Origin of the sequence: Pseudomonas protegens, from assembly GCF_003363755.1 — a bacterium.
In the GTDB taxonomy this organism is placed as follows: Bacteria; Pseudomonadota; Gammaproteobacteria; order Pseudomonadales; family Pseudomonadaceae; genus Aquipseudomonas; species Aquipseudomonas danubii.
The window spans coordinates 4,050,451-4,069,547 of sequence record NZ_CP031396.1 but is presented as its reverse complement, the minus strand read 5'-3'; the positions used below and the strand labels follow the sequence as shown (position 1 = coordinate 4,069,547).

The window sequence follows — 19,097 nt, the reverse complement described above, 5'->3', positions numbered from 1 at the left end:
GACCATGCAAACCCGTGACGACATCTTCAACACCCTGCGCGATGCCCTGGTCGAACTCTTCGAGCTTGAGCCTGACAGCATCAGCCTGGATTCCAACCTGTATCAGGACCTGGAAATCGACAGCATCGACGCCGTCGACCTGATCGACCACATCAAGCGTCAGACCGGCAAGAAAATCGCCGCCGAGGAATTCAAGTCGGTGCGTACCGTCAATGACGTGGTCGAGGCGGTCTACCGCCTGGTCCAGCCGGCCGCATGAGCCGGCTGATCGGCCTGGGCTTGTTGCTGGCCGGCCTGCTTTACCCCTTTGCGGTGTATTTCGGTATGGAGCACTTCGCTCCGTGGCAATTCGGCCTGCTGCTGGGCGGCCTGTGGCTGGCCCGGGCGCTGACCGGGGAACGTCGTCCCGGCAGCTTGTGGATGGCAGCCGCGGCGCTCGTCTTCTGCCTGCTGCTGGCGTGGTTCGACCACCCGGCGCTGCTGCGCTGGTACCCGGTGCTGATCAGCAGCTTCATGCTCGGCCTGTTCGGCCTGAGCCTGAAGTACGGCCCGCCGGTGGCGGAGCGCCTGGCGCGCCTTGGCGAGCCGGACCTGCCGGAAAAAGCCATACGTTATACCCGCCAGGTGACCATCGCCTGGAGTGTGTTTTTCCTTTGTAACGGAGTAATCGCCGCGGCCCTGACCCTCTGGGCGCCGCTGAGCTGGTGGACGTTGTACAACGGCCTGATCGCCTACGGGCTGATGGGTTTGCTGTTTGCCATTGAGTGGCTTTTACGACAACGGGTACGAGGCCGTAGATGAACTGGATTGCCCTTGAGCGGCTATTGCTCAGGACCCAAGCACCGCGGGTGGTCAGCGCCCATCCCGATATCCACCTGGAAGGCTTGCAGACCCGGGCCCTGGGCCTGGCCGCGGCCTTGCAAGCGCGCGGCGTGCGACGCCTGGCGCTGCACCTGGAAGATGCCGTCGACCTGGCCGTAGCCCTGCTGGGTGCCTGGCGCGCCGGGGTCAGTGTGTTGCTGCCCGCCGACCTGCAGGCCCAGACCCGCCAGCGCTGGGCGACGGACGTCGACCTGTGGCTGACCGACCAGGACCCGCCCTTGCAGCCACTGCAGGCTGCGCCGCTGGAACCGGCGGAGCTGGACCTGGACGCCTGCCAACTGAGCCTGTGCACCTCAGGCTCCAGCGGCGAACCCAAGCGCATCGAGAAAAACCTGCGCCAGCTGGCCAACGAGGTCAGCGCCCTGGAACAGCTCTGGGGCACCGACCTGGGCCCGGCCTGGATCATCGGCAGCGTCGCCACCCAGCACATCTATGGCCTGCTGTTCCGCGTGCTCTGGCCGCTGTGCGCCGGGCGTCCCTTCGTGCGCCGTCAATTGCCGTTCCCCGAAGACCTGCAACGGGCCAGCCGCGAATGCCCGGCATTCGCCTGGGTGGCCAGCCCGGCCCTGCTCAAGCGCATGGGCGACAACCTCGATTGGCCGGCCCTGAGCCCGGTGCGCCGGGTGTTCTCCTCCGGCGGCGCCTTGCCTGCCGAGGCCGCCAGCGGGCTGCAACAGCGCCTGCAGCAATGGCCGACGGAGATCCTCGGCAGTTCGGAAACCGGTGGTATCGCCTGGCGCCAAGGGCCAGAGCTGTGGCAGCCCTTTGCCGAGGTGCACCTGAGCCAGGACAGCGACGGCGCACTGCTGATCGCCTCGCCCTACCTGCCGCCCGGGCATGTCGAACACACGGCCGATGCCGCGCGCATCGCCGCCGACGGCCGTTTCGAGCTGTTGGGCCGCCTGGACCGCATCGTCAAGCTGGAAGAAAAACGCATCTCCCTGCCCATGCTCGAACAGGCCCTGGAGCAGCACGACTGGGTCGCGGAAGCACGCCTGGGGGTGATTGAAGACAACCGCGCCTACCTTGGCGCCCTGCTGGTACTCAGTGAGTCCGGCCTGCATGCCCTGCGCAACCAGGGCCGACGCCACCTGACCCAGGCCCTGCGCCAGCACCTGGCCGGGCATTGCGAAGCCCTGGCCCTGCCCCGGCGCTGGCGCCTGCTGCGGCAGATGCCCCTGAACAACCAGGGCAAGCTGCCCCAGGCCGAAGTGCAGGCCCTGCTGCTGGCGCCACGCCCACAAGCCCCGGAAGTGCTGGAGCAAGTGCAGCACGCCGACGAATGGCAACTGCAACTGGCAATTCCACCAGACCTGGCCTACTTCAGCGGGCACTTCCCCGCCACACCGGTGCTGCCGGGGGTGGTGCAAGTGGACTGGGCCCTGGCCCTGGGTCAGCAGTTGCTCGATCTGCCGGGCCGCTTCGCCGGCATGGAAGTGCTGAAGTTCCAGCAACTGGTGCGCCCCGGCGACTGCATCCAGCTCAACCTGCGCTTCGACGTCCAGCGCCAGAAACTGTATTTCGCCTTCCTGAATGACGGCGCCCCCTGCTCCAGCGGGCGGATCATCCTGGAGGCCAGCTGTGGATAACGCTTCCCACTTCGCGGTTGTAGGCGCTGGCTTGCCAGCCAAGGGTCCAGCGCCGACCCACAAGCCCTGCGCCGTCATTCCGGTCTACAACCATGAAACTGCCGTGCCCGCCGTGGTCGACGCGCTCCTGGCGCGGGGCCTGCCCTGCGTATTGGTGGACGACGCCAGCAGCCCGGCCTGTGCGGCGGTGCTGGAACAACTGGCCGAGCGCGAGCAGGTATTCCTGATTCGCCTGGCCATCAACCAGGGCAAGGGCGGCGCGGTCATGGCCGGCCTGCGCGAAGCCGCTCAGTTGGGCTTCAGCCACGCCTTGCAGGTCGATGCCGACGGCCAGCACGACCTGGCGGATGTGGATCACTTCATCCAACGCTCACAGGCCCATCCCGAGGCGCTGATCTGCGGTTATCCGCAGTACGACGCCAGCGTGCCCAAGGGGCGCCTGTACGCCCGCTACCTGACTCACGTCTGGGTCTGGATCAACAGCCTGTCGCTGCAGATCCCGGACTCCATGTGTGGCTTCCGGGTCTATCCCCTGCCCGCCACGTTGGCCCTGCTGGACTCGGTGCAACTGGGGCGGCGCATGGACTTCGACCCGGAGATCCTGGTGCGCCTGTCCTGGCGCAACCAGCCCATGCACTGGCTGCCGACCCGGGTGCACTACCCCCAGGACGGCCTGTCGCACTTTCGCCTGTTCCACGACAACGCGCTGATTTCCAAGATGCACGCCAAGCTGTTCTTCGGCATGTTGCTGCGCCTGCCGCTGATTCTCTGGCGCCGGTGGCGTTCATGAGCCTGGAGCAACCCAAGGAGCCCGGCAGCGAACACTGGGCCGGCCATCAGGAGCGCGGCAGCTTCTGGCTGATGAAGCTCACCGCCTTCGGTGTACGAGTGCTGGGGCGCCGGGTGCTGAGCCCGGTGCTGTACGCCATAGTCTTCTACTTCTTCCTGTTCGGCCGCCGCGCCCGCCGCAGCATCTGGCAGTACCAGCAGCGCCTGGCCCAATGGAGCGGGCGCGACGAATTGCGCCCCAGCCACTGGCGGGTGTTCGGCCAGTTCATGGCCTTTGCCGATGCCCTACTGGACAAGCTCGATGTGTGGAACGGCAAGTTGCGCATCGAACAGATCGAAATCGTCGACCCGGCGCAGCTGCGCCATCAGCTGCGCGGGGAACGCGGACAACTGCTGGTGGGCGCGCACCTGGGCAACCTGGAAGTCTGCCGGGCCCTGGCCGAGCTGGGCGAGCAAGTGACCATGAACGTGCTGGTGCACACCAAGCACGCCGAACGCTTCAACCGCCTGCTGGGCGAGGCCGGGGCCAGCAACCTGCGGCTGATCCAGGTCAGCGAGCTGGACCCGGCGATCATGCTGCAACTGAGCCAGCGCCTGGATCGCGGCGAGTGGCTGGCGATTGCCGGCGACCGCGTACCGCTGCACGGCGGGCGCAACGTGCGGGTGGATTTCCTCGGCCATCAGGCCGCTTTTCCCCAGGGCCCCTGGCTGCTGGCCGGGCTGCTCAAGTGCCCGGTCAACCTGCTGCTGTGCCTGAAACAGCAGGGCCGCTACCAGGTGATCCTCGAGCCCTTCGCCGAGGCCGTGCAGTGGAAGCGCAATGACCGCCAGCAGGTGATCGCCCAGTGGACCGCCCGCTACGCCGAGCGCCTGGGCCAGTACTGCCTGCAGGCACCGCAACAATGGTTCAACTTTTACCCATTCTGGAAGACCGATGACGACCTCGACCCATGAGCCGGTAACCTTCGGCGAACACCCCCTGCGCATCGAAGACGTGCTGGCCCTGGCCAACCGCCAGGTACCGACCCGCCTGCAAGACGACGCCGCCTGGCGCCAGCGGATTGCCAAGGGTGCGCAGTTCCTCGACTCCCTGCTGGACAAGGAAGGGGTGATCTACGGCGTGACCACCGGCTACGGCGACTCCTGCGTGGTGGCGGTGCCGCTGCAGCATGTCGAGGCCCTGCCGCGTCATCTGTACACCTTCCACGGCTGCGGCCTGGGCAAGCTGCTGGACGCCCAGGCCACCCGCGCTGTATTGGCCGCACGTCTGCAGTCGCTGTGCCACGGGGTTTCCGGGGTCCGGGTGGAACTGCTGGAGCGCCTGCAGGCCTTCCTCGACCAGGACATCCTGCCGCTGATCCCGGAAGAGGGCTCGGTGGGCGCCAGCGGCGACCTGACGCCGCTGTCCTACGTGGCGGCCACCCTGTCCGGCGAACGCGAGGTGCTGTTCCGCGGCGAGCGTCGTGAGTCCGCCGACGTGCACCGCGAGCTGGGCTGGGAGCCCCTGGTGCTGCGGCCCAAGGAAGCCCTGGCGCTGATGAACGGCACCGCAGTGATGACCGGGCTGGCCTGCCTGGCCTTTGCCCGGGCCGATTACCTGCTGCACCTGGCCACCCGCATCACCGCCCTCAACGTGGTGGCCCTGCAAGGCAACCCGGAGCACTTCGACGAACGCCTGTTCGCCGCCAAGCCGCACCCGGGGCAGATGCAAGTGGCCGCGTGGCTGCGCCAGGACCTGGCCATCGATGCGCCGACCGCGCCCCTGCACCGCCTGCAGGACCGTTACTCGCTGCGCTGCGCGCCCCATGTGCTCGGCGTGCTGGCCGACAGCCTGAACTGGCTGCGGGGCTTTATCGAAACGGAACTCAACAGCGCTAACGACAACCCGATCATCGACGCCGAGGCCGAACGCGTGCTGCACGGTGGGCACTTTTATGGCGGGCATATCGCCTTCGCCATGGACAGCCTGAAGAACCTGGTGGCCAACGTCGCCGACCTGCTGGACCGGCAGTTGGCGCTGCTGGTGGACGTGCGCTACAACCACGGCCTGCCGAGCAACCTGTCCGGCGCCAGCGCCGAACGCGCCATGCTCAATCACGGGTTCAAGGCGGTGCAGATCGGCGCCAGCGCCTGGACTGCCGAAGCCCTGAAAAACACCCTGCCAGCCAGCGTGTTCTCCCGTTCCACCGAGTGCCACAACCAGGACAAGGTGAGCATGGGCACCATCGCCGCCCGCGACGCGATCCGCGTGCTGGAGCTCACCGAGCAAGTGGCCGCCGCCACCTTGCTCGCAGCCAACCAGGGCGTCTGGCTGCGCCGCCAGGAAGCCGATGCCCGGCCGTTGCCGCCGGCCCTGGATGCCATGCACCAGCAACTGGCCGCAGACTTCCCACCGGTGATCGAGGACCGCGCCCTGGAGCGCGAGCTGCGCCTGTGCCTGCAACGTATCGCCGAACAACACTGGAGGCTGCATGCGCAGTAAGGGAGTGATCCACGCCGACACCCAGGTCCAGGTGCCGTTCTTCGACGTCGACACCATGCATGTCGTCTGGCACGGGCACTACGTCAAGTACCTGGAAGTCGCCCGCTGCGCCCTGCTGGACAAGCTCGGCCACAACTACAACCAGATGCTCGAATCCGGCTACGCCTGGCCGGTGATCGACCTGCAACTGCGCTACGTGCGCGGCGCGGTGTTCGGCCAGACCCTGAACGTGCGCGCCAGCCTGGTGGAGTGGGAGAACCGCCTGAAGATCAACTACCTGATCACCGACCTGGCCAGTGGCGAGCGCCTGACCCGCGCCAGCTCGGTGCAGGTGGCCGTGGAGATCGCCAGCCGGGAGATGCAACTGGCCTCGCCCAAAGTCTTCACCGACGCCGTTGCCAGGGCCCTGCCATGAGGGTAGGAGCGAGCTTGCTCGCGAAGATCGTGGGTCTGTCGGCCAATTGCATGATGCCAGGCACCCTGGTGCGGCGGTTCGCGAGCAAGCTCGCTCCTGCGCTACTGGTATTGCTGGTGATACCGGGGTTGGCCCAGGCCTTCGATCTGCAACAACTGAGCGACCAGCTGTCGCGGCCGGAGGTGATCCACGGTCGCTTCATCCAGGAAAAACACCTGCGCGCCCTGCCCCAGCCTTTGACCAGCAAGGGCCACTTCGTCCTGGCGAAAAACCATGGCCTGCTGTGGCTGCTGCAGACCCCGTTGCAGCAGGACTACCGCATCACCGCCGCCGGCATTGCCCGGCGCGATGCCGGCGGCTGGCAGATGCTTCCGGGCAAGAGTGCCGGTGCCGAACAGAACCGCCTGTTCCTCGCCGTGCTGCAAGGCGACAGCAGTGGCCTGCAGCGTGACTTCGAACTCAAGCTGCAAGGCAGCGCGCAGAACTGGCAGTTGCAACTGATCCCCCGCTCCCTGCTGCTGAAACAGATCTTCAACCAGATCAACATCGACGGCGGCGAGCTGGTGCAACGCATCGAACTGCTGGAAGCCCAGGGCGACCGTACCTTGCTGATCATGCAGGACAGCAGCAGTGCCCAACCCTTGAGTGAAGCGGAGCAACATGACTTTGCCGAGTGAACGCTGGCTGCCGCGATCCTTCCTGATCCTGCTGGCCCTGGTGCTGGCCTTGGGCGCCTGGCAATGGCGCCACGGTGCGCCCCTGTCCGCCAACCTGATGGAACTGGTGCCCGGCACCGCCCCGGACGCCCTGGAGCTGCAGGCCGAACAGCGCATGCAGGAACCGCTGAACCGGGAAATCCTGGTGCTGGTGGGGCATGCCGAGCGCGAAAAAGCCGTGGCCATGGCCCGGCAACTGGCCGAGCAATGGCAGGCCAGCGGGCTGTTCGAGAAGGTCCAGTGGAACCTGCAGGCCGACCTGCCGGCCTTGCGCAAACAACTGCTGCAAGGCCGCCTGGCCATGCTCTCGGCCGCTGACCGCGAGCAGTTGATCAACCAGCCCCAGGCGTTCATCGAGCAGCGCGTGCAAAGCCTCTTCGACCCCTTTGCCGGCTTCTCCCTGGTGCCGAGCCAGGATGACTGGCTGGGCCTGACCGGACGTATTCAGAACAGCCAGCCGCAACACGGCGCGGTGCAATTGGACATCGGCAGCGGCGCCCTGGTGGCCGACGCCGATGGCAAACAATGGGTACTCCTGCGGGCCCGCACCAACGGCAATGCCTTCGACATGCAATTGCCCTTGCAGGTGGCCGAACTGCTGGACCACAGCCGCGAACAGGCCGGCCACAGCGATGTACAACTGCTGGCCGCCAGCGGCTTGCTGTACGCCGCCAACGGCCAGCAGCAGGCCAGCCGGGAAATCACCTGGGTTGGCGGAGGCGCCACCCTGGGCATCCTCTTGCTGCTGCTCCTGGCCTTCCGCCGCTGGCGCGCCTTGCTGGCCTTCGTCCCGGTGCTGGTGGGCATGCTGTTCGGCGCCGTGGCCTGCGTCGCGCTGTTCGGGCGCATGCACGTCATGACCCTGGTGCTGGGCTCAAGCCTGATTGGCGTGGCCGTCGACTACCCCCTGCATTACCTGTCCAAGAGCTGGAGCCTGAAACCCTGGCGCAGCTGGCCGGCCCTGCGCCTGACCCTGCCCGGGCTGAGCCTGAGCCTGATCACCAGTTGCATCGGCTACCTGGCCCTGGCCTGGACCCCATTCCCGGCGCTGACCCAGATCGCCGTGTTCTCCGCCGCCGGCCTGCTGGGGGCCTACCTGTCGGCGGTGTGCCTGCTGCCGGCCCTGCTCAAGGGCGTCGAACTGCGTCCGGCGCAATGGCCGCTGCGGGTCGCCGAAGCCTTGCTCGGGGTGCGTGCCGCGCTGCTCAAGCGTGTGCCGAGCCCGGCGTTGCTGGCCCTGTTGGCGCTGTTCTGCGCCGCTGGTTTGTGGCAGCTCGAGAGCAAGAACGACATTCGCCAATGGGTCGGCGCACCGCCGCAACTGATGCAAGAGGCCCAGGCCATTGCCCGGATCACCGGCTATCAACCCACCAGCCAGTTCTTCCTGGTGCGCGCGACCGATCAGCAGCAATTGCTGGAACGCCTGCGCGCCCTGGACCTGCGCCTGCAACAACTGGTGAGCCTGGGCAAGCTCAAGGGCTACCTGTCCCTGGACCAACTGGTGAGCCAACCCACCGAGCAGCAACAAGTACGCGAGGCCCTCAAGCAACTGCCGGGCGTCTGGCAGCCGCTGCTGGCGCTGGGGGTGCCCCTGCCGGCCCTGCAAGCGGAGTTGAAACAACTGCAGGACCTGCCCGTGGCCGACATTGATACCGCGCTCATCGGCCCCCTGGCCGAGCCTTATCGCCCGCTGTGGCTGGGCAGCAACGCCAGCGGCGTAGCGGCCATGGTCAGCCTGCAAGGCTTGAACGACGCTGCCCTGCTGCGGGTCCAGGCCGATGACCTGCCAGGGGTGCAACTGGTGGATCGCCTGGGCGAGCTGAACCGCGTGTTCGCCGCAACCCAGGTCAGCGCCGCCGAACTCAAGCTGGCGTCCTGCGTGCTGATCGTGCTGCTGCTGATCCTGCCCTTCGGTTTCGGTGGCGCCTTGCGCCTGGTGGCCCTGCCGCTGCTGGCAGCCTTGTGCAGCCTGGCCAGCCTCGGCTGGCTGGGCCAGCCGCTGACCCTGTTCAGCCTGTTCGGCCTGCTGCTGGTGACGGCCATCAGCGTCGACTACGCGATCCTCATGCGCGAGCAGATCGGTGGCGCCGCCGTGAGCCTGCTGGGCACCTTGCTGGCGGCCCTGACCACCTGGCTGTCGTTCGGTCTGCTGGCGGTGTCCAGCACCCCGGCGGTGAGCAACTTCGGTCTGGCGGTGAGCCTGGGGCTGGCCTTCAGCTTTATCCTCGCGCCCTGGGCCGGCCACACGCCGCATCCGACGCCGGCCGCAGAGAACCCGCCATGCTGATCCTGCTGTTCTGGCTGCTGGCCCTGGCCCTGTTCGCCCTGGCCACCTACATCGGGCGCCACCTGGGCCTGATTCCGATTGTCAGCCAACTGCTGCTGGCGACCTTCGGCCTGCCGTTACTGATGCTGCTGTGGATCGAGCCGCACTGGCAGCTGGGCGGCGCGCAGCTGGTATCGCCGCAATGGCTCAAGTTCCTCTACGGCCTGAGCTTCGCCCTGCTGCTGGGGCACATCCTCAGTGATGTGATCGACCTGCGCCTGGACCGTCAGAGCCTGAAGATCGCCGTGCCGAGCTTCTGCATTCCCTTTGCCTGTGGCCTGGCCACGGCCTTCTGGCTGCTGCCGGCACAACCCTGGATCAGCTCCCTGGCGGTGGGCCTGCTGTTCGCCATTACCGCAATCCCGGTGCTTTACCTGTACCTGCGACACATCCAGTACCCGCCCGCCGCTACCCGGCGCCTGGTGCAGACCGCGATCCTCATCGACCTGACCTGCTGGACCCTGTTCGCCCTGGCCCAGGGCAGCCTGCAGGTGAGCAGCCTGCTGCTGCCCCTGGCGGGCGCCTGCCTGCCCCTGGTGCTGCGGGTCCTCGGCCTGCGCCAGCCCCTGCTGCACAGCCTGGGGTTCTTCGGCCTGCTGGTGCTGGCCGAGCACTACAAGCTCAATGCGCTGATCTTTGGCATCGGCTACCTGTTGTGCATGGCCGCCCTCAAGCTGCCGCTGGTGCTGCCGTTAAAGGCTGCCTGGATGAACCGCTTGCAGACCTTGGTTGCCATTCCGCTGATCCTCACGTTCGGCATCGTGCAGATCAACGTGCACAGCGCCATGGACAGCCTCGGCTGGGTGCAACTGGCGGCGCTGCTGTTGCTGCCGATTGCCAGCAAGCTGCTGGGCAACTGGCTGGGCCTGAGCTGGGCCGGCGCCTCTTTCGAGGGCGCCAGCCGCTGGCGGGAAAGCCTGCTGCTGAACATTCGCGGCTTGAGCGAGATCGTCTTTCTCAACCTGCTGCTGCAACAACAGTTGATCAGCCCGGCGCTGTACTTCGCGCTGATGCTCATGGGCCTGATCGCCACCCTGCTGCCGGCCCTGGCCGGGATGCACCGAACGCCTGCGGCCGCGGTAAACGCGGCCCCCCTGAACCTGAACATCGCCGAACCGGCAAGGAGCCCCAGTGCCAACAGTTGAAATGCAACGTCGCCAGGTCGTGGTGATTGGTGCCGGCCCCTCGGGGGCCATCGCGGCCGCGCTGCTCAAGCGCCAGGGCCACGACGTGCTGATCGTCGAGCGGCAACATTTCCCGCGTTTCTCCATCGGTGAAAGCCTGCTGTCCCACTGCCTGGATTTCGTTGAGGAAGCCGGCATGCTGGAGGCAGTGCAAGCCGCCGGTTTCCAGCTCAAGAACGGCGCAGCCTTCGCCTGGGGCGAGCACTACAGCGCCTTCGATTTTGGTGACACCTTCAGTAACGGCAAGCCCACCACCTTCCAGGTGCAGCGCGCCGATTTCGACAAGCTGCTGGCCGACCAGGCCGCCCTGCAAGGGGTCGAGATCCGCTACGGCGAAGAGATTGTCGCCGTAGACGTGGAACGGCCGTTGCCGCAGCTCGACTGCCGCCGCGAGGACGGCAGCCAGTACCGCATCGAAGCCGACTTCATCCTCGACGCCAGCGGCTACGGCCGGGTCCTGCCACGCCTGCTGGAACTGGAGGCACCGTCGAACTTCCCGGTGCGCCGGGCGGTGTTCACCCATGTCGAGGATCGCATCGACTGCGAGCATTTCGACCGCAACAAGATCCTTATCACCACCCACCCGGAACACCGCGACATCTGGTTCTGGAGCATCCCCTTCAGCAACGGCCGCTGCTCGGTGGGCGTGGTGGCCGCCGACGAACACTTCGCCGGGCGCGATGGCGACCTGGACGCCTGCTTGCGCGGCTTCATCAACGAAACCCCGAGCCTGGCCAAGGTCCTGGAAAACGCCGAGTGGGACACCCCGGCGCGGACCATCGGCGGCTACTCGGCCAACGTCACCACCCTGCACGGCCCGGGCTTCGCCCTGCTGGGCAATGCCGCGGAATTCCTCGACCCGGTGTTCTCCTCCGGCGTGACCATCGCCATGCGTTCATCGAGCATGGCCGCCGCGGTGCTGCACCGTCAGTTGCAAGGCCAGAGCGTCGATTGGCAGAGCGAGTTCGCCGAACCGCTCAAGCGTGGCGTCGACACCTTCCGCTGCTACGTCGAAGGCTGGTACGCCGGCACTTTCCAGGACGTGATCTACCACCCGGGCAGCTCGCCGGAAATCCGCCGCATGATCAGCTCGATCCTCGCCGGCTACGCCTGGGATGAGCGCAACCCCTTCGTCAGCGAGCCCAAGCGCCGGCTCAAGGCCCTGTCGCAAGTCTGTGCGAGGGACGTGGCATGAGCGAACCATCCAGCCAGTACCTGAGCGCCAGCTACGTCGAGGAAACCCGCTTCGGCTTCTGGTTCCTGCGCAGCCACACCTGGCAGCACCATGTGCTGCGGGTGGCGATCAACGACCTGCGCTCGCTGTTCGACGGCGAGCCGCCCGCCCATCCGGTGCTGCTGGATGCTGGCTGCGGCCAGGGCAAGTCGTTCCAGTACCTGCGCCAGGTGTTCGCTCCGCAGCGCCTGATCGGCCTCGACGCCGACCCCCACAGCCTCAAGCTCAGCGCCGAAGAAGCCCGGCGCCAGCAACTGCAGGTGGAATTGATCGGCAGCGACTGCGCGACCCTGGAGCTGGCGGACGCCAGCGTCGACCTGTTGTTCTGCCACCAGACCTTCCATCACCTGGTGGAGCAGGAAAAGGCCCTGGCCGAGTTCTACCGGGTGCTCAAGCCGGGAGGCTACCTGCTGTTCGCCGAATCCACCGAGGCCTACATCGATACCTGGGTGATCCGCTGGCTGTTCCGCCATCCGATGCATGTACAGAAAAGCGCCGCCGAGTATCTGCAGATGATTCGTCGGCAGGGCTTTGAGTTCGGCCCGCAGAACGTGTCTTATCCTTACCTGTGGTGGAGCCGCGCCAAAGACTTCGGCCTGTTGGAGCGCTTCGGCCTGCGCCAGCCGCCGCCGGTGGGCCAGCGCGAGGAAACCCTGGTCAATGTGGTGGCCCGCAAGCCCCTGAATCCCCCGGTCGCCGAGGAAGGTCTGCCCGCATGATCCGCGCTCTGCTGCTCGGTTGTGTCCTGTTGCTGAGCGCTTGCGTCAGTCAGGCTCCGCTGCCCGAGCGCATGCCTTCCCTGGTGTTGCCGTTGCAGTTGCATGTGCAGCGCCAGGCGGATGGCCAACGCCAGGACTGGCTGCTGGTGATCCAGGCTGAAGGCGCGGACCTGCGCTGGTCGCTGATGGACCCATTGGGCATTCCCCAGGCCCGTCAGCGCCTGGTGCATGGCCAGTGGCAGGCCGATGGCCTGCTGCCCCCCAACCCGGAGGCCCGGGAGCTGTTCGCAGCGCTGCTGTTCGCCCTCACACCCGAGGCGGAACTGGCCGCCAACTACCCGGGCGCTCGTCAGCAAGGCGCCCAACGTACCCTCGGCCCACGCTGGCGGATTGACTATCAACAACTTCTGGATTTCGAGTTGAACCTGCCTCAAGGCCCGCACTACCACATCACTGCACTGAGTACCGAGGCCACCCCATGACGGCCTACCTCAATGCCCTCGGGGTGATTTGCGCCCTGGGCCGCAATCGCCAGGAAGTCGCCCGCAGCCTGTTTGCCGGCGACTGTTCAGGCATGCGCGACGAAAGCCACTGGGTGCCCGAGCGCACCTTGCCGGTGGCGGCGGTGCGCGGTCCACTGGCCCCCATGCCCAGTGGCTTCCAGGCGCAAAACAGCCGCAACAACCAATTGCTGCTGGAGGCCACGCTGCAGATCGAGGGCGACATCCGCCAGGCGATCCAACGCTATGGCCGTGGCCGCATCGGTATCGTCCTGGGCACCAGCACCTCGGGCATCGACGAAGCCAGTCGCGGCATTGCCCGTTATCTGCAGGACCGGCAATTCCCGGCGGATTACGACTACCGCCAGCAGGAGCTCAGCGCGCCGGCAAACTTCCTCGCCGACTGGCTGCAACTGTGCGGCCCGGCCTATGTGATTTCCACCGCCTGCACTTCCAGCGCCCGGGCCCTGATCAGCGCCCGGCGCCTGCTGGACCTGGGCCTGTGCGACGCGGTGCTGTGCGGCGGGGTCGACAGCCTGTGCCAGCTCACCCTGAACGGTTTCACCGCCCTGGAGGCGGTGTCCGCTCAGCGCTGCAATCCGTTTTCCCGCCACCGCGACGGCATCAACATCGGTGAAGCGGCGGTGCTGTTCCTGATGAGCAAGGAACCGGGCCGTGACTCGCCCATTGCCCTGCTGGGCGGCGGTGCCAGTTCCGATGCCTACCATATTTCCGCCCCGGCCCCCGACGGTCGAGGAGCCTTGCAGGCCATGAAACTGGCCCTGCACAGTGCCGGCTTGCAGCCACAACAGATCGGCTACCTGAACCTGCACGGCACCGCCACCCAGCACAACGACGCCATGGAGAGCCTGGCGGTGGCCCAGCTGTTCCCCGAAGGCGTGCCCTGCTCATCGACCAAGCCCATGAGCGGCCACACCCTGGGGGCCGCTGGTGCCCTGGAGGCCGCGTTCTGCTGGCTCAGCCTGAGCGCCGAGAACCCCGCCCAGGCACTGCCGCCACACCTCTGGGACGCCCAGGCCGACCCGGCCCTGCCGGCACTGCGCTGGGTCACCCCGGCCGACCGCCTGGACCCGCATGCCCCGCGCCGCCTGATGAGCAACTCCTTCGCCTTCGGCGGCAACAACGTCAGCCTGATTATCGGAGACGCCCCATGATTGACTGGCCGCTCGCCGAGTTGCTGCCCCATGCCGGGGACATGATCCTCATCGATCAGGTCCTGGCTTTTGATGAAGAACAGATCCGCACTCGCCTCCAAGTTCGCCCCGGCGGCCTGTTCAACCGAGCCGATGGCAGCCTGCCGGCCTGGGTCGGCATCGAACTGATGGCCCAGAGCGTCGCCGCCTACGCCGGTTGCCGCGCCCGCCAGCAGGGCTTGCCGGTGGAGCTGGGTTTTCTTCTGGGCACCCGTAAATTCGAGTGCAACGTTGAACATTTCCCCGTCGGCAGCACCCTGGAAATCCACGCCCTGCGCTCCCTCGAAGACGACAACGGCATGGGCGTGTTCGAGTGCCACCTCAGCGGCCCCGGCATTGCCGCCAGCGCGCGCCTGAATGTGTTCCGTCCGCCCCAGGCCGCCGACTATCTGCATGAAACACCTGCCTCTTCTACAGGAACCCCGTCATGACTGACTCCGTACTGGTCACCGGCTCCAGCCGTGGCATCGGCCGTGCCATCGCCCTGCGTCTGGCCCAGGCTGGCTATGACCTGGTGCTGCATTGCCGCAGCGGCCGCAGCGAAGCCGAAGCCGTCAAGGGCGAAGTCGAGGCCCTGGGCCGCAGCGCCCGCATCCTGCAATTCGACGTGTCGGACCGAGCGGCCTGCAAGGCCGCGCTGGAAGCCGACGTTGAGACTCATGGCGCCTATTACGGCGTGGTGCTCAATGCCGGGCTGACTCGCGACGGCGCCTTTCCGGCCCTCAGCGAAGAGGACTGGGATCAGGTGCTGCGCACCAATCTCGACGGTTTCTACAACGTCCTGCACCCGGTGATGATGCCGATGATCCGCCGCCGCGCCGCCGGGCGCATTGTCTGCATCACCTCGGTGTCGGGGCTGATCGGCAACCGTGGCCAGGTCAACTACAGCGCTTCCAAGGCCGGGTTGATCGGCGCCGCCAAAGCCCTGGCCATCGAGCTGGGCAAGCGCAAGATCACTGTCAACTGCGTGGCCCCGGGCCTGATCGACACCGCCATGCTCGACGAGAACGTGCCGGTGGACGAGCTGATGAAGATGATCCCCGCCCAGCGCATGGGCACCCCGGAAGAAGTCGCCGGCGCGGTGAACTTCCTGATGTCCGCCGAGGCCGCCTACATCACCCGCCAGGTGCTGGCGGTGAACGGGGGCCTGTGCTGATGAAACGCGTGGTCGTCACCGGCATGGCCGGCATCACCTCCCTGGGCAGCGACTGGGCCAGCATCGCCGAGCGCTTCGCCGCCAACCGCAGCGGCATCCGGCGCATGGACGAGTGGGACAGGTTCAGCGAACTCAATACCCGCCTGGCCGGCCCTATCGACGACTTCCAGGTGCCCGGCCACTGGACCCGCAAGCAACTGCGCAGCATGGGCCGGGTTTCGCGCCTGGCCGTGGGCGCCGCCGAGCAGGCCCTGGCCGACGCCGGGCTGCTGGGCGACCCGTCGATCAAGGACGGGCGCATGGGCGTGGCCTGCGGTTCTTCCACCGGCAGCACCGACGAGATCAAGGCCTTCGGCAACATGCTGCTGAATTCGGTGGCCGAAGGGCTCAACGCCAACTCCTACGTGCGCATGATGCCCCACACCACCGCGGCCAATATCAGCATCTTCTTCGGCCTCACCGGGCGCCTGATTCCCACCTCCAGCGCCTGCACCAGCGGCAGCCAGGGCATCGGCTACGCCTATGAAGCGATCAAGTTCGGGCGTCTGCCGCTGATGCTTGCTGGCGGTGCCGAAGAGTTGTGCCCCACCGAGGCCATGGTGTTCGACGCGCTGTATGCCACCAGCCTGAAAAACGATGCGCCCCACACCAGCCCGCGGCCCTACGACACCGACCGCGACGGTCTGGTGATTGGTGAGGGCGGCGGCATGCTGGTGCTCGAAGAACTGGAACATGCCCTGGCCCGCGGCGCGCGCATTCACGCGGAAATCGTCGGCTTCGGCAGCAACGCCGACGGCCAGCACACCACCCGTCCCGAGCAGAGCACCATGCGCCGGGCCATGGAGCTGGCGCTGGAGGATGCGGCCCTGTTCCCGGCGGCCATCGGCTACGTCAACGGCCATGGCACGGCCACCGAACAGGGCGATATCGCCGAGACCCAGGCCACCAGCAGCCTGTTCGGCAATCGCATGCCCATCAGCTCGCAGAAGAGCTTTCTCGGCCACACCCTGGGCGCCTGCGGCGCGCTGGAATCCTGGTTCAGCATCGAGATGCTCAACCGCGACCTGTACGTGCACACCTGCAATCTGGATCAGGTCGACCCGCGCTGCGGCGAGCTGGACTACCTGCAGGGCGGTTTCCGGGCCATGAGCCACGAATACGTGATGAACAACAACTTTGCCTTTGGCGGCGTCAACACCTCGTTGATCTTCCGCCGCTGGTCCTGATGCCTCACCTCACTGGAGAAATGGAATGTCTTCCCTGTTTCGCGCCACCCTCATCGTCCTCGCCCTGCTGAGCGTCACCGCCTGCACCAGCAAGCGCATGTACACCCCCAACCGAGTGATCCCGGCCACCATCCAGGCCGACCAGGAGCAGGTCAAACAGGCGATCCTGAAGAACCTGGTGGCCCGCAAGTGGACCGTGCAGCGCATCAGCCCGGAGCTGATTCAGGCCGAGATCACCGTGCGTGAGCAGTTCCACGCCGAGATCGATATCCAGTACTCCGCCAGCTACTACAAGATCGTCTACCGCGACAGCCGCGACCTGGATTACAAGGACGGCAAGATCCACAAGAACTACATCCGCTGGGTACGCCTGCTGGACAAGGGCATCCTGCGCGAGCTGCGGGACAACCAGAACGAGCGGACCGCGCAACAGCTGTCCGACGCCGCGGCCAAGAGCTTCCCGGCCGCGCAATGAGCCTCTCCCTGTGACCCCGGTCACAGGGCTGCTTCACCCCCTTTAATGTCATGGAGAATGCGATGCGTTTGAAGACACTGGCGGCCACCGCCACCCTGCTGCTGTGCACCCTGCCCGGCATCAGCCAGGCCCGCGATACCACCCTGTTCCTGCCCTTCGACAAGGTGGTGGCCGAGGCCATCAGCACCGGCAAGATCGATGGCAGCGTGAAGTTCTACCTGGCGGGCAACAAGCCGGCCGGCAAGGTCAGTGTGCTGAGCCCGGGCGCCGTGACCAACAAGAAGACCAATGCCTTCGGCAAGGCCGACCAGGTGGCCTGCGAGTGGGCCTTGCAGTCGGCGCTGATCACCCTGCATGAAGCGGCGAAGAAAGTCGGCGCCAACGCCGTGACCGACATCGCCAGTTTCTACAAGAGCCGTGAGCGCAAGGACGCCACCACCTATGAGTGCCATGCTGGCGCCATCATGGCTGGTGTCGCACTGCGCGGGGATCTGTCCAAGGTCCAGTAAGCTGCGGCTGACAATGAAAAGGGCGCCCCACACAGCCTGGTGGGGCGCCCTTTTTGTTTCCGGGATTTTTTCGGGGGCCCGGCCAGCGCCGTCTACACTCGCAACAGCAGGCCGGGCCACCGTCGCCTGCGGGAGCCAAGCGCTGCGACTGGACCTGGGCCGGTGCGACGCTGGCTCTTCTTTCACGTCCGTCAAGGAGCCGACCATGCAAGTGAAAGCGCTGATTGCCCTGGCCCTGCTAGCCGTCCTGAGCCCCACCAGCCAGGCCACCAACCTGATGTACATGCCCTTCGAAAAAGTCGTGGCCGACGCCGAGCGCGCCGGGCGCCTGGATGGCAGCGTGAGCTTCCACCTGGCCGGCAACCCGCTGCCACCGGTGCTCCAGGTGCGGCTCACCGAAGTGACCACCCACAAGAAGACCAATGCCTCCAACAAGAGCGATATCGCCGCCTGCGAGTGGGCCTTGCAGTCGGCGCTGATCACCCTGCAAGCCGCAGCCAAGCGGGTCGGCGCCAACGCGGTAACCAACATCGTCAGCTACTACAAGCGCCACGTACGCAAGGACCTCAACACCTACGAATGCCGCGCCGGGGTGCTGATGGCGGGCGTCGCCCTGCGCGGCGACCTGGTCATCCTGCAGCCCCCGGTGCGCCCCAACAGCCCCTCAGGACGTGGCCCCGGTCTTGCGCGTCAGTAGCTCGACAAAGGCCTTGGCCATGGGCGAGGCCTGGTCCTGGCGCTGTACCAGCCACACCGCCGACATGGCCTCCGGGTCCAGCAGCCGACGATAGACCACGCCGTCGATGCGCATGCGCTGGTAGGACGCCGGCAGTACCGAGACCCCCAGCCCCGCTGCGACCAGGCCGATGATGGTCATGGCTTCACCCGCCTCCTGGGCGAAATGCGGGGTAAACCCGGCCTCCCGGGACAGGCTCAGCAACTGGGCATACAGGCCGCTGCCATAGCTGCGAGGGAAGAACACAAAAGGCTCCTGGGCCAGCGCCGCCAGGTGCAAGCCCTCTTCACTGCCGCTGGCCAGCGGATGCTTGGCGCTGAGCACCGCCACCAGCGGCTCGCGCAGCAGCTCCACCACCGACAAGGAGTCCGGCAAGGGCAAGGGCCGCATGATGCCCACCTGGATCGTCTGGTCCACCAAGGCTTCGGCCACCTGGGTGCTGCTCATTTCCTTGAGCTTGAGGTGCACCGCGGGAAAGCGCTGGCGAAAGGCAAAGATGGCCTGGGGAATGGTCGAGTTGAAGGGGGCTGACGAGGTGAAGCCGATCTTCAGTTCGCCCAGTTCGCCCAACTGCGCGCGCCGGGCCACGTCTGCCGCCTTGTCCACCTGAGCCAGCACCAGGCGCGCCTCTTCGAGGAACAGGCGCCCGGCCTCGCTAAGCTCGACCCGACGATTGGTACGCTCGAACAGCCGGGCGCCCACCTCCTGCTCCAGGGCCTGGATCTGCTGGCTCAGCGGTGGCTGGGAAATGCCCAGCACCTGGGCCGCACGGCCGAAGTGCAGCTCTTCGGCGACGGCGATGAAGTAGCGCAAGTGACGCAATTCCATGGGCGATTCCATTGAGTCGTTAAAGCTATCAAACAGGTCGAACAATATATTGGAAATGATCATTAGCCAGCTATATGCTTTTTTCCATTGCCTGACCGGCTGCGTCCCCCCCGAGGT

At 66.4% G+C, this 19,097-nt stretch carries 21 protein-coding genes; 20 read left to right on the top strand and 1 reads right to left on the bottom strand.

Annotated features, from left to right (window positions below):
* The first annotated feature begins 4 nt into the window (after positions 1–4).
* From DWF74_RS18415 to DWF74_RS18320, 20 genes are all read left to right on the top strand, one after another.
* On the top strand, positions 5–259 hold the full coding sequence (locus DWF74_RS18415; protein WP_016962653.1) for an acyl carrier protein: 255 nt from the start codon (positions 5–7) through the stop codon (positions 257–259).
* Entirely contained in the window at positions 256–801 is a 546-nt protein-coding gene (locus tag DWF74_RS18410; RefSeq protein ID WP_102862827.1) for a hypothetical protein, read from the top strand. Before DWF74_RS18415 ends, DWF74_RS18410 begins: the two co-directional genes overlap by 4 nt.
* A complete protein-coding gene (locus tag DWF74_RS18405) occupies positions 798–2,471 on the top strand; it encodes an AMP-binding protein (RefSeq protein ID WP_115581451.1) in 1,674 nt (557 codons plus the stop codon). The genes DWF74_RS18410 and DWF74_RS18405 overlap by 4 nt, the downstream gene beginning before the upstream one ends.
* Before the next feature lie 31 nt (positions 2,472–2,502).
* On the top strand, positions 2,503–3,261 hold the full coding sequence (locus DWF74_RS18400) for a glycosyltransferase family 2 protein (RefSeq protein WP_102882201.1): 759 nt from the start codon (positions 2,503–2,505) through the stop codon (positions 3,259–3,261).
* Positions 3,258–4,214, top strand: a complete 957-nt coding sequence (locus tag DWF74_RS18395) for a glycosyl transferase (RefSeq protein WP_102882067.1) — start codon at positions 3,258–3,260, stop codon at positions 4,212–4,214. The genes DWF74_RS18400 and DWF74_RS18395 overlap by 4 nt, the downstream gene beginning before the upstream one ends.
* Complete coding sequence (locus tag DWF74_RS18390) at positions 4,195–5,742, top strand: HAL/PAL/TAL family ammonia-lyase (RefSeq protein ID WP_102862824.1); 1,548 nt, start codon at positions 4,195–4,197, stop codon at positions 5,740–5,742. Before DWF74_RS18395 ends, DWF74_RS18390 begins: the two co-directional genes overlap by 20 nt.
* Positions 5,732–6,157, top strand: coding sequence for an acyl-CoA thioesterase (locus tag DWF74_RS18385; protein ID WP_102862823.1), 426 nt, complete (start codon positions 5,732–5,734; stop codon positions 6,155–6,157). The genes DWF74_RS18390 and DWF74_RS18385 overlap by 11 nt, the downstream gene beginning before the upstream one ends.
* The gene (locus DWF74_RS18380) at positions 6,154–6,834 is read left to right on the top strand and encodes an outer membrane lipoprotein carrier protein LolA (RefSeq protein WP_102862822.1); all 681 of its coding nucleotides are present in this window, start codon (positions 6,154–6,156) and stop codon (positions 6,832–6,834) included. Before DWF74_RS18385 ends, DWF74_RS18380 begins: the two co-directional genes overlap by 4 nt.
* A complete protein-coding gene (locus tag DWF74_RS18375) occupies positions 6,818–9,160 on the top strand; it encodes an MMPL family transporter (protein ID WP_115581450.1) in 2,343 nt (780 codons plus the stop codon). Before DWF74_RS18380 ends, DWF74_RS18375 begins: the two co-directional genes overlap by 17 nt.
* The gene (locus DWF74_RS18370; protein ID WP_102862820.1) at positions 9,154–10,344 is read left to right on the top strand and encodes a sodium:proton antiporter; all 1,191 of its coding nucleotides are present in this window, start codon (positions 9,154–9,156) and stop codon (positions 10,342–10,344) included. The genes DWF74_RS18375 and DWF74_RS18370 overlap by 7 nt, the downstream gene beginning before the upstream one ends.
* Positions 10,331–11,578 (top strand): NAD(P)/FAD-dependent oxidoreductase, encoded by a 1,248-nt coding sequence (locus tag DWF74_RS18365; RefSeq protein WP_115581449.1) that lies wholly within the window; start codon positions 10,331–10,333, stop codon positions 11,576–11,578. Before DWF74_RS18370 ends, DWF74_RS18365 begins: the two co-directional genes overlap by 14 nt.
* Entirely contained in the window at positions 11,575–12,336 is a 762-nt protein-coding gene (locus DWF74_RS18360) for a class I SAM-dependent methyltransferase (RefSeq protein WP_115581448.1), read from the top strand. The genes DWF74_RS18365 and DWF74_RS18360 overlap by 4 nt, the downstream gene beginning before the upstream one ends.
* Entirely contained in the window at positions 12,333–12,818 is a 486-nt protein-coding gene (locus tag DWF74_RS18355) for a DUF3261 domain-containing protein (RefSeq protein ID WP_115581447.1), read from the top strand. Before DWF74_RS18360 ends, DWF74_RS18355 begins: the two co-directional genes overlap by 4 nt.
* Positions 12,815–14,011, top strand: a complete 1,197-nt coding sequence (locus DWF74_RS18350) for a beta-ketoacyl-[acyl-carrier-protein] synthase family protein (RefSeq protein ID WP_115581446.1) — start codon at positions 12,815–12,817, stop codon at positions 14,009–14,011. Before DWF74_RS18355 ends, DWF74_RS18350 begins: the two co-directional genes overlap by 4 nt.
* The gene (locus DWF74_RS18345) at positions 14,008–14,481 is read left to right on the top strand and encodes a hotdog family protein (protein WP_102862815.1); all 474 of its coding nucleotides are present in this window, start codon (positions 14,008–14,010) and stop codon (positions 14,479–14,481) included. The genes DWF74_RS18350 and DWF74_RS18345 overlap by 4 nt, the downstream gene beginning before the upstream one ends.
* Positions 14,478–15,206 (top strand): 3-oxoacyl-ACP reductase FabG, encoded by a 729-nt coding sequence (gene fabG, locus DWF74_RS18340; RefSeq protein WP_102862814.1) that lies wholly within the window; start codon positions 14,478–14,480, stop codon positions 15,204–15,206. The genes DWF74_RS18345 and fabG overlap by 4 nt, the downstream gene beginning before the upstream one ends.
* Positions 15,206–16,432 (top strand): beta-ketoacyl-ACP synthase, encoded by a 1,227-nt coding sequence (locus DWF74_RS18335; RefSeq protein WP_102862813.1) that lies wholly within the window; start codon positions 15,206–15,208, stop codon positions 16,430–16,432. The genes fabG and DWF74_RS18335 overlap by 1 nt, the downstream gene beginning before the upstream one ends.
* A 25-nt stretch (positions 16,433–16,457) precedes the next feature.
* Positions 16,458–16,907, top strand: coding sequence for a hypothetical protein (locus DWF74_RS18330; RefSeq protein WP_102882076.1), 450 nt, complete (start codon positions 16,458–16,460; stop codon positions 16,905–16,907).
* Positions 16,908–16,969: 62 nt separating this feature from the next.
* Entirely contained in the window at positions 16,970–17,416 is a 447-nt protein-coding gene (locus DWF74_RS18325) for an excinuclease (RefSeq protein WP_102862811.1), read from the top strand.
* Between the two features lie 205 nt (positions 17,417–17,621).
* Positions 17,622–18,113 (top strand): excinuclease, encoded by a 492-nt coding sequence (locus DWF74_RS18320; RefSeq protein ID WP_102862810.1) that lies wholly within the window; start codon positions 17,622–17,624, stop codon positions 18,111–18,113.
* Here the strand turns inward: DWF74_RS18320 and DWF74_RS18315 are convergent.
* Entirely contained in the window at positions 18,081–18,980 is a 900-nt protein-coding gene (locus tag DWF74_RS18315; RefSeq protein WP_102863059.1) for a LysR family transcriptional regulator, read from the bottom strand. The genes DWF74_RS18320 and DWF74_RS18315 overlap by 33 nt on opposite strands.
* Positions 18,981–19,097: the final 117 nt, after the last annotated feature.

Excerpts from the sequence above, each read along its gene's own strand:
- DWF74_RS18415 (WP_016962653.1), top strand. The coding sequence starts at position 5 with ATGCAAACCCGTGACGACATCTTCAACACCCTGCGCGATGCCCTGGTC.
- DWF74_RS18410 (WP_102862827.1), top strand. The coding sequence starts at position 256 with ATGAGCCGGCTGATCGGCCTGGGCTTGTTGCTGGCCGGCCTGCTTTAC.
- DWF74_RS18405 (WP_115581451.1), top strand. The coding sequence starts at position 798 with ATGAACTGGATTGCCCTTGAGCGGCTATTGCTCAGGACCCAAGCACCG.
- DWF74_RS18395 (WP_102882067.1), top strand. The coding sequence starts at position 3,258 with ATGAGCCTGGAGCAACCCAAGGAGCCCGGCAGCGAACACTGGGCCGGC.
- DWF74_RS18390 (WP_102862824.1), top strand. The coding sequence starts at position 4,195 with ATGACGACCTCGACCCATGAGCCGGTAACCTTCGGCGAACACCCCCTG.
- DWF74_RS18385 (WP_102862823.1), top strand. The coding sequence starts at position 5,732 with ATGCGCAGTAAGGGAGTGATCCACGCCGACACCCAGGTCCAGGTGCCG.
- DWF74_RS18380 (WP_102862822.1), top strand. The coding sequence starts at position 6,154 with ATGAGGGTAGGAGCGAGCTTGCTCGCGAAGATCGTGGGTCTGTCGGCC.
- DWF74_RS18375 (WP_115581450.1), top strand. The coding sequence starts at position 6,818 with ATGACTTTGCCGAGTGAACGCTGGCTGCCGCGATCCTTCCTGATCCTG.
- DWF74_RS18370 (WP_102862820.1), top strand. The coding sequence starts at position 9,154 with ATGCTGATCCTGCTGTTCTGGCTGCTGGCCCTGGCCCTGTTCGCCCTG.
- DWF74_RS18360 (WP_115581448.1), top strand. The coding sequence starts at position 11,575 with ATGAGCGAACCATCCAGCCAGTACCTGAGCGCCAGCTACGTCGAGGAA.
- DWF74_RS18355 (WP_115581447.1), top strand. The coding sequence starts at position 12,333 with ATGATCCGCGCTCTGCTGCTCGGTTGTGTCCTGTTGCTGAGCGCTTGC.
- DWF74_RS18350 (WP_115581446.1), top strand. The coding sequence starts at position 12,815 with ATGACGGCCTACCTCAATGCCCTCGGGGTGATTTGCGCCCTGGGCCGC.
- DWF74_RS18345 (WP_102862815.1), top strand. The coding sequence starts at position 14,008 with ATGATTGACTGGCCGCTCGCCGAGTTGCTGCCCCATGCCGGGGACATG.
- fabG (WP_102862814.1), top strand. The coding sequence starts at position 14,478 with ATGACTGACTCCGTACTGGTCACCGGCTCCAGCCGTGGCATCGGCCGT.
- DWF74_RS18335 (WP_102862813.1), top strand. The coding sequence starts at position 15,206 with ATGAAACGCGTGGTCGTCACCGGCATGGCCGGCATCACCTCCCTGGGC.
- DWF74_RS18330 (WP_102882076.1), top strand. The coding sequence starts at position 16,458 with ATGTCTTCCCTGTTTCGCGCCACCCTCATCGTCCTCGCCCTGCTGAGC.
- DWF74_RS18325 (WP_102862811.1), top strand. The coding sequence starts at position 16,970 with ATGCGTTTGAAGACACTGGCGGCCACCGCCACCCTGCTGCTGTGCACC.
- DWF74_RS18320 (WP_102862810.1), top strand. The coding sequence starts at position 17,622 with ATGCAAGTGAAAGCGCTGATTGCCCTGGCCCTGCTAGCCGTCCTGAGC.
- DWF74_RS18315 (WP_102863059.1), bottom strand. The coding sequence starts at position 18,980 with ATGGAATTGCGTCACTTGCGCTACTTCATCGCCGTCGCCGAAGAGCTG.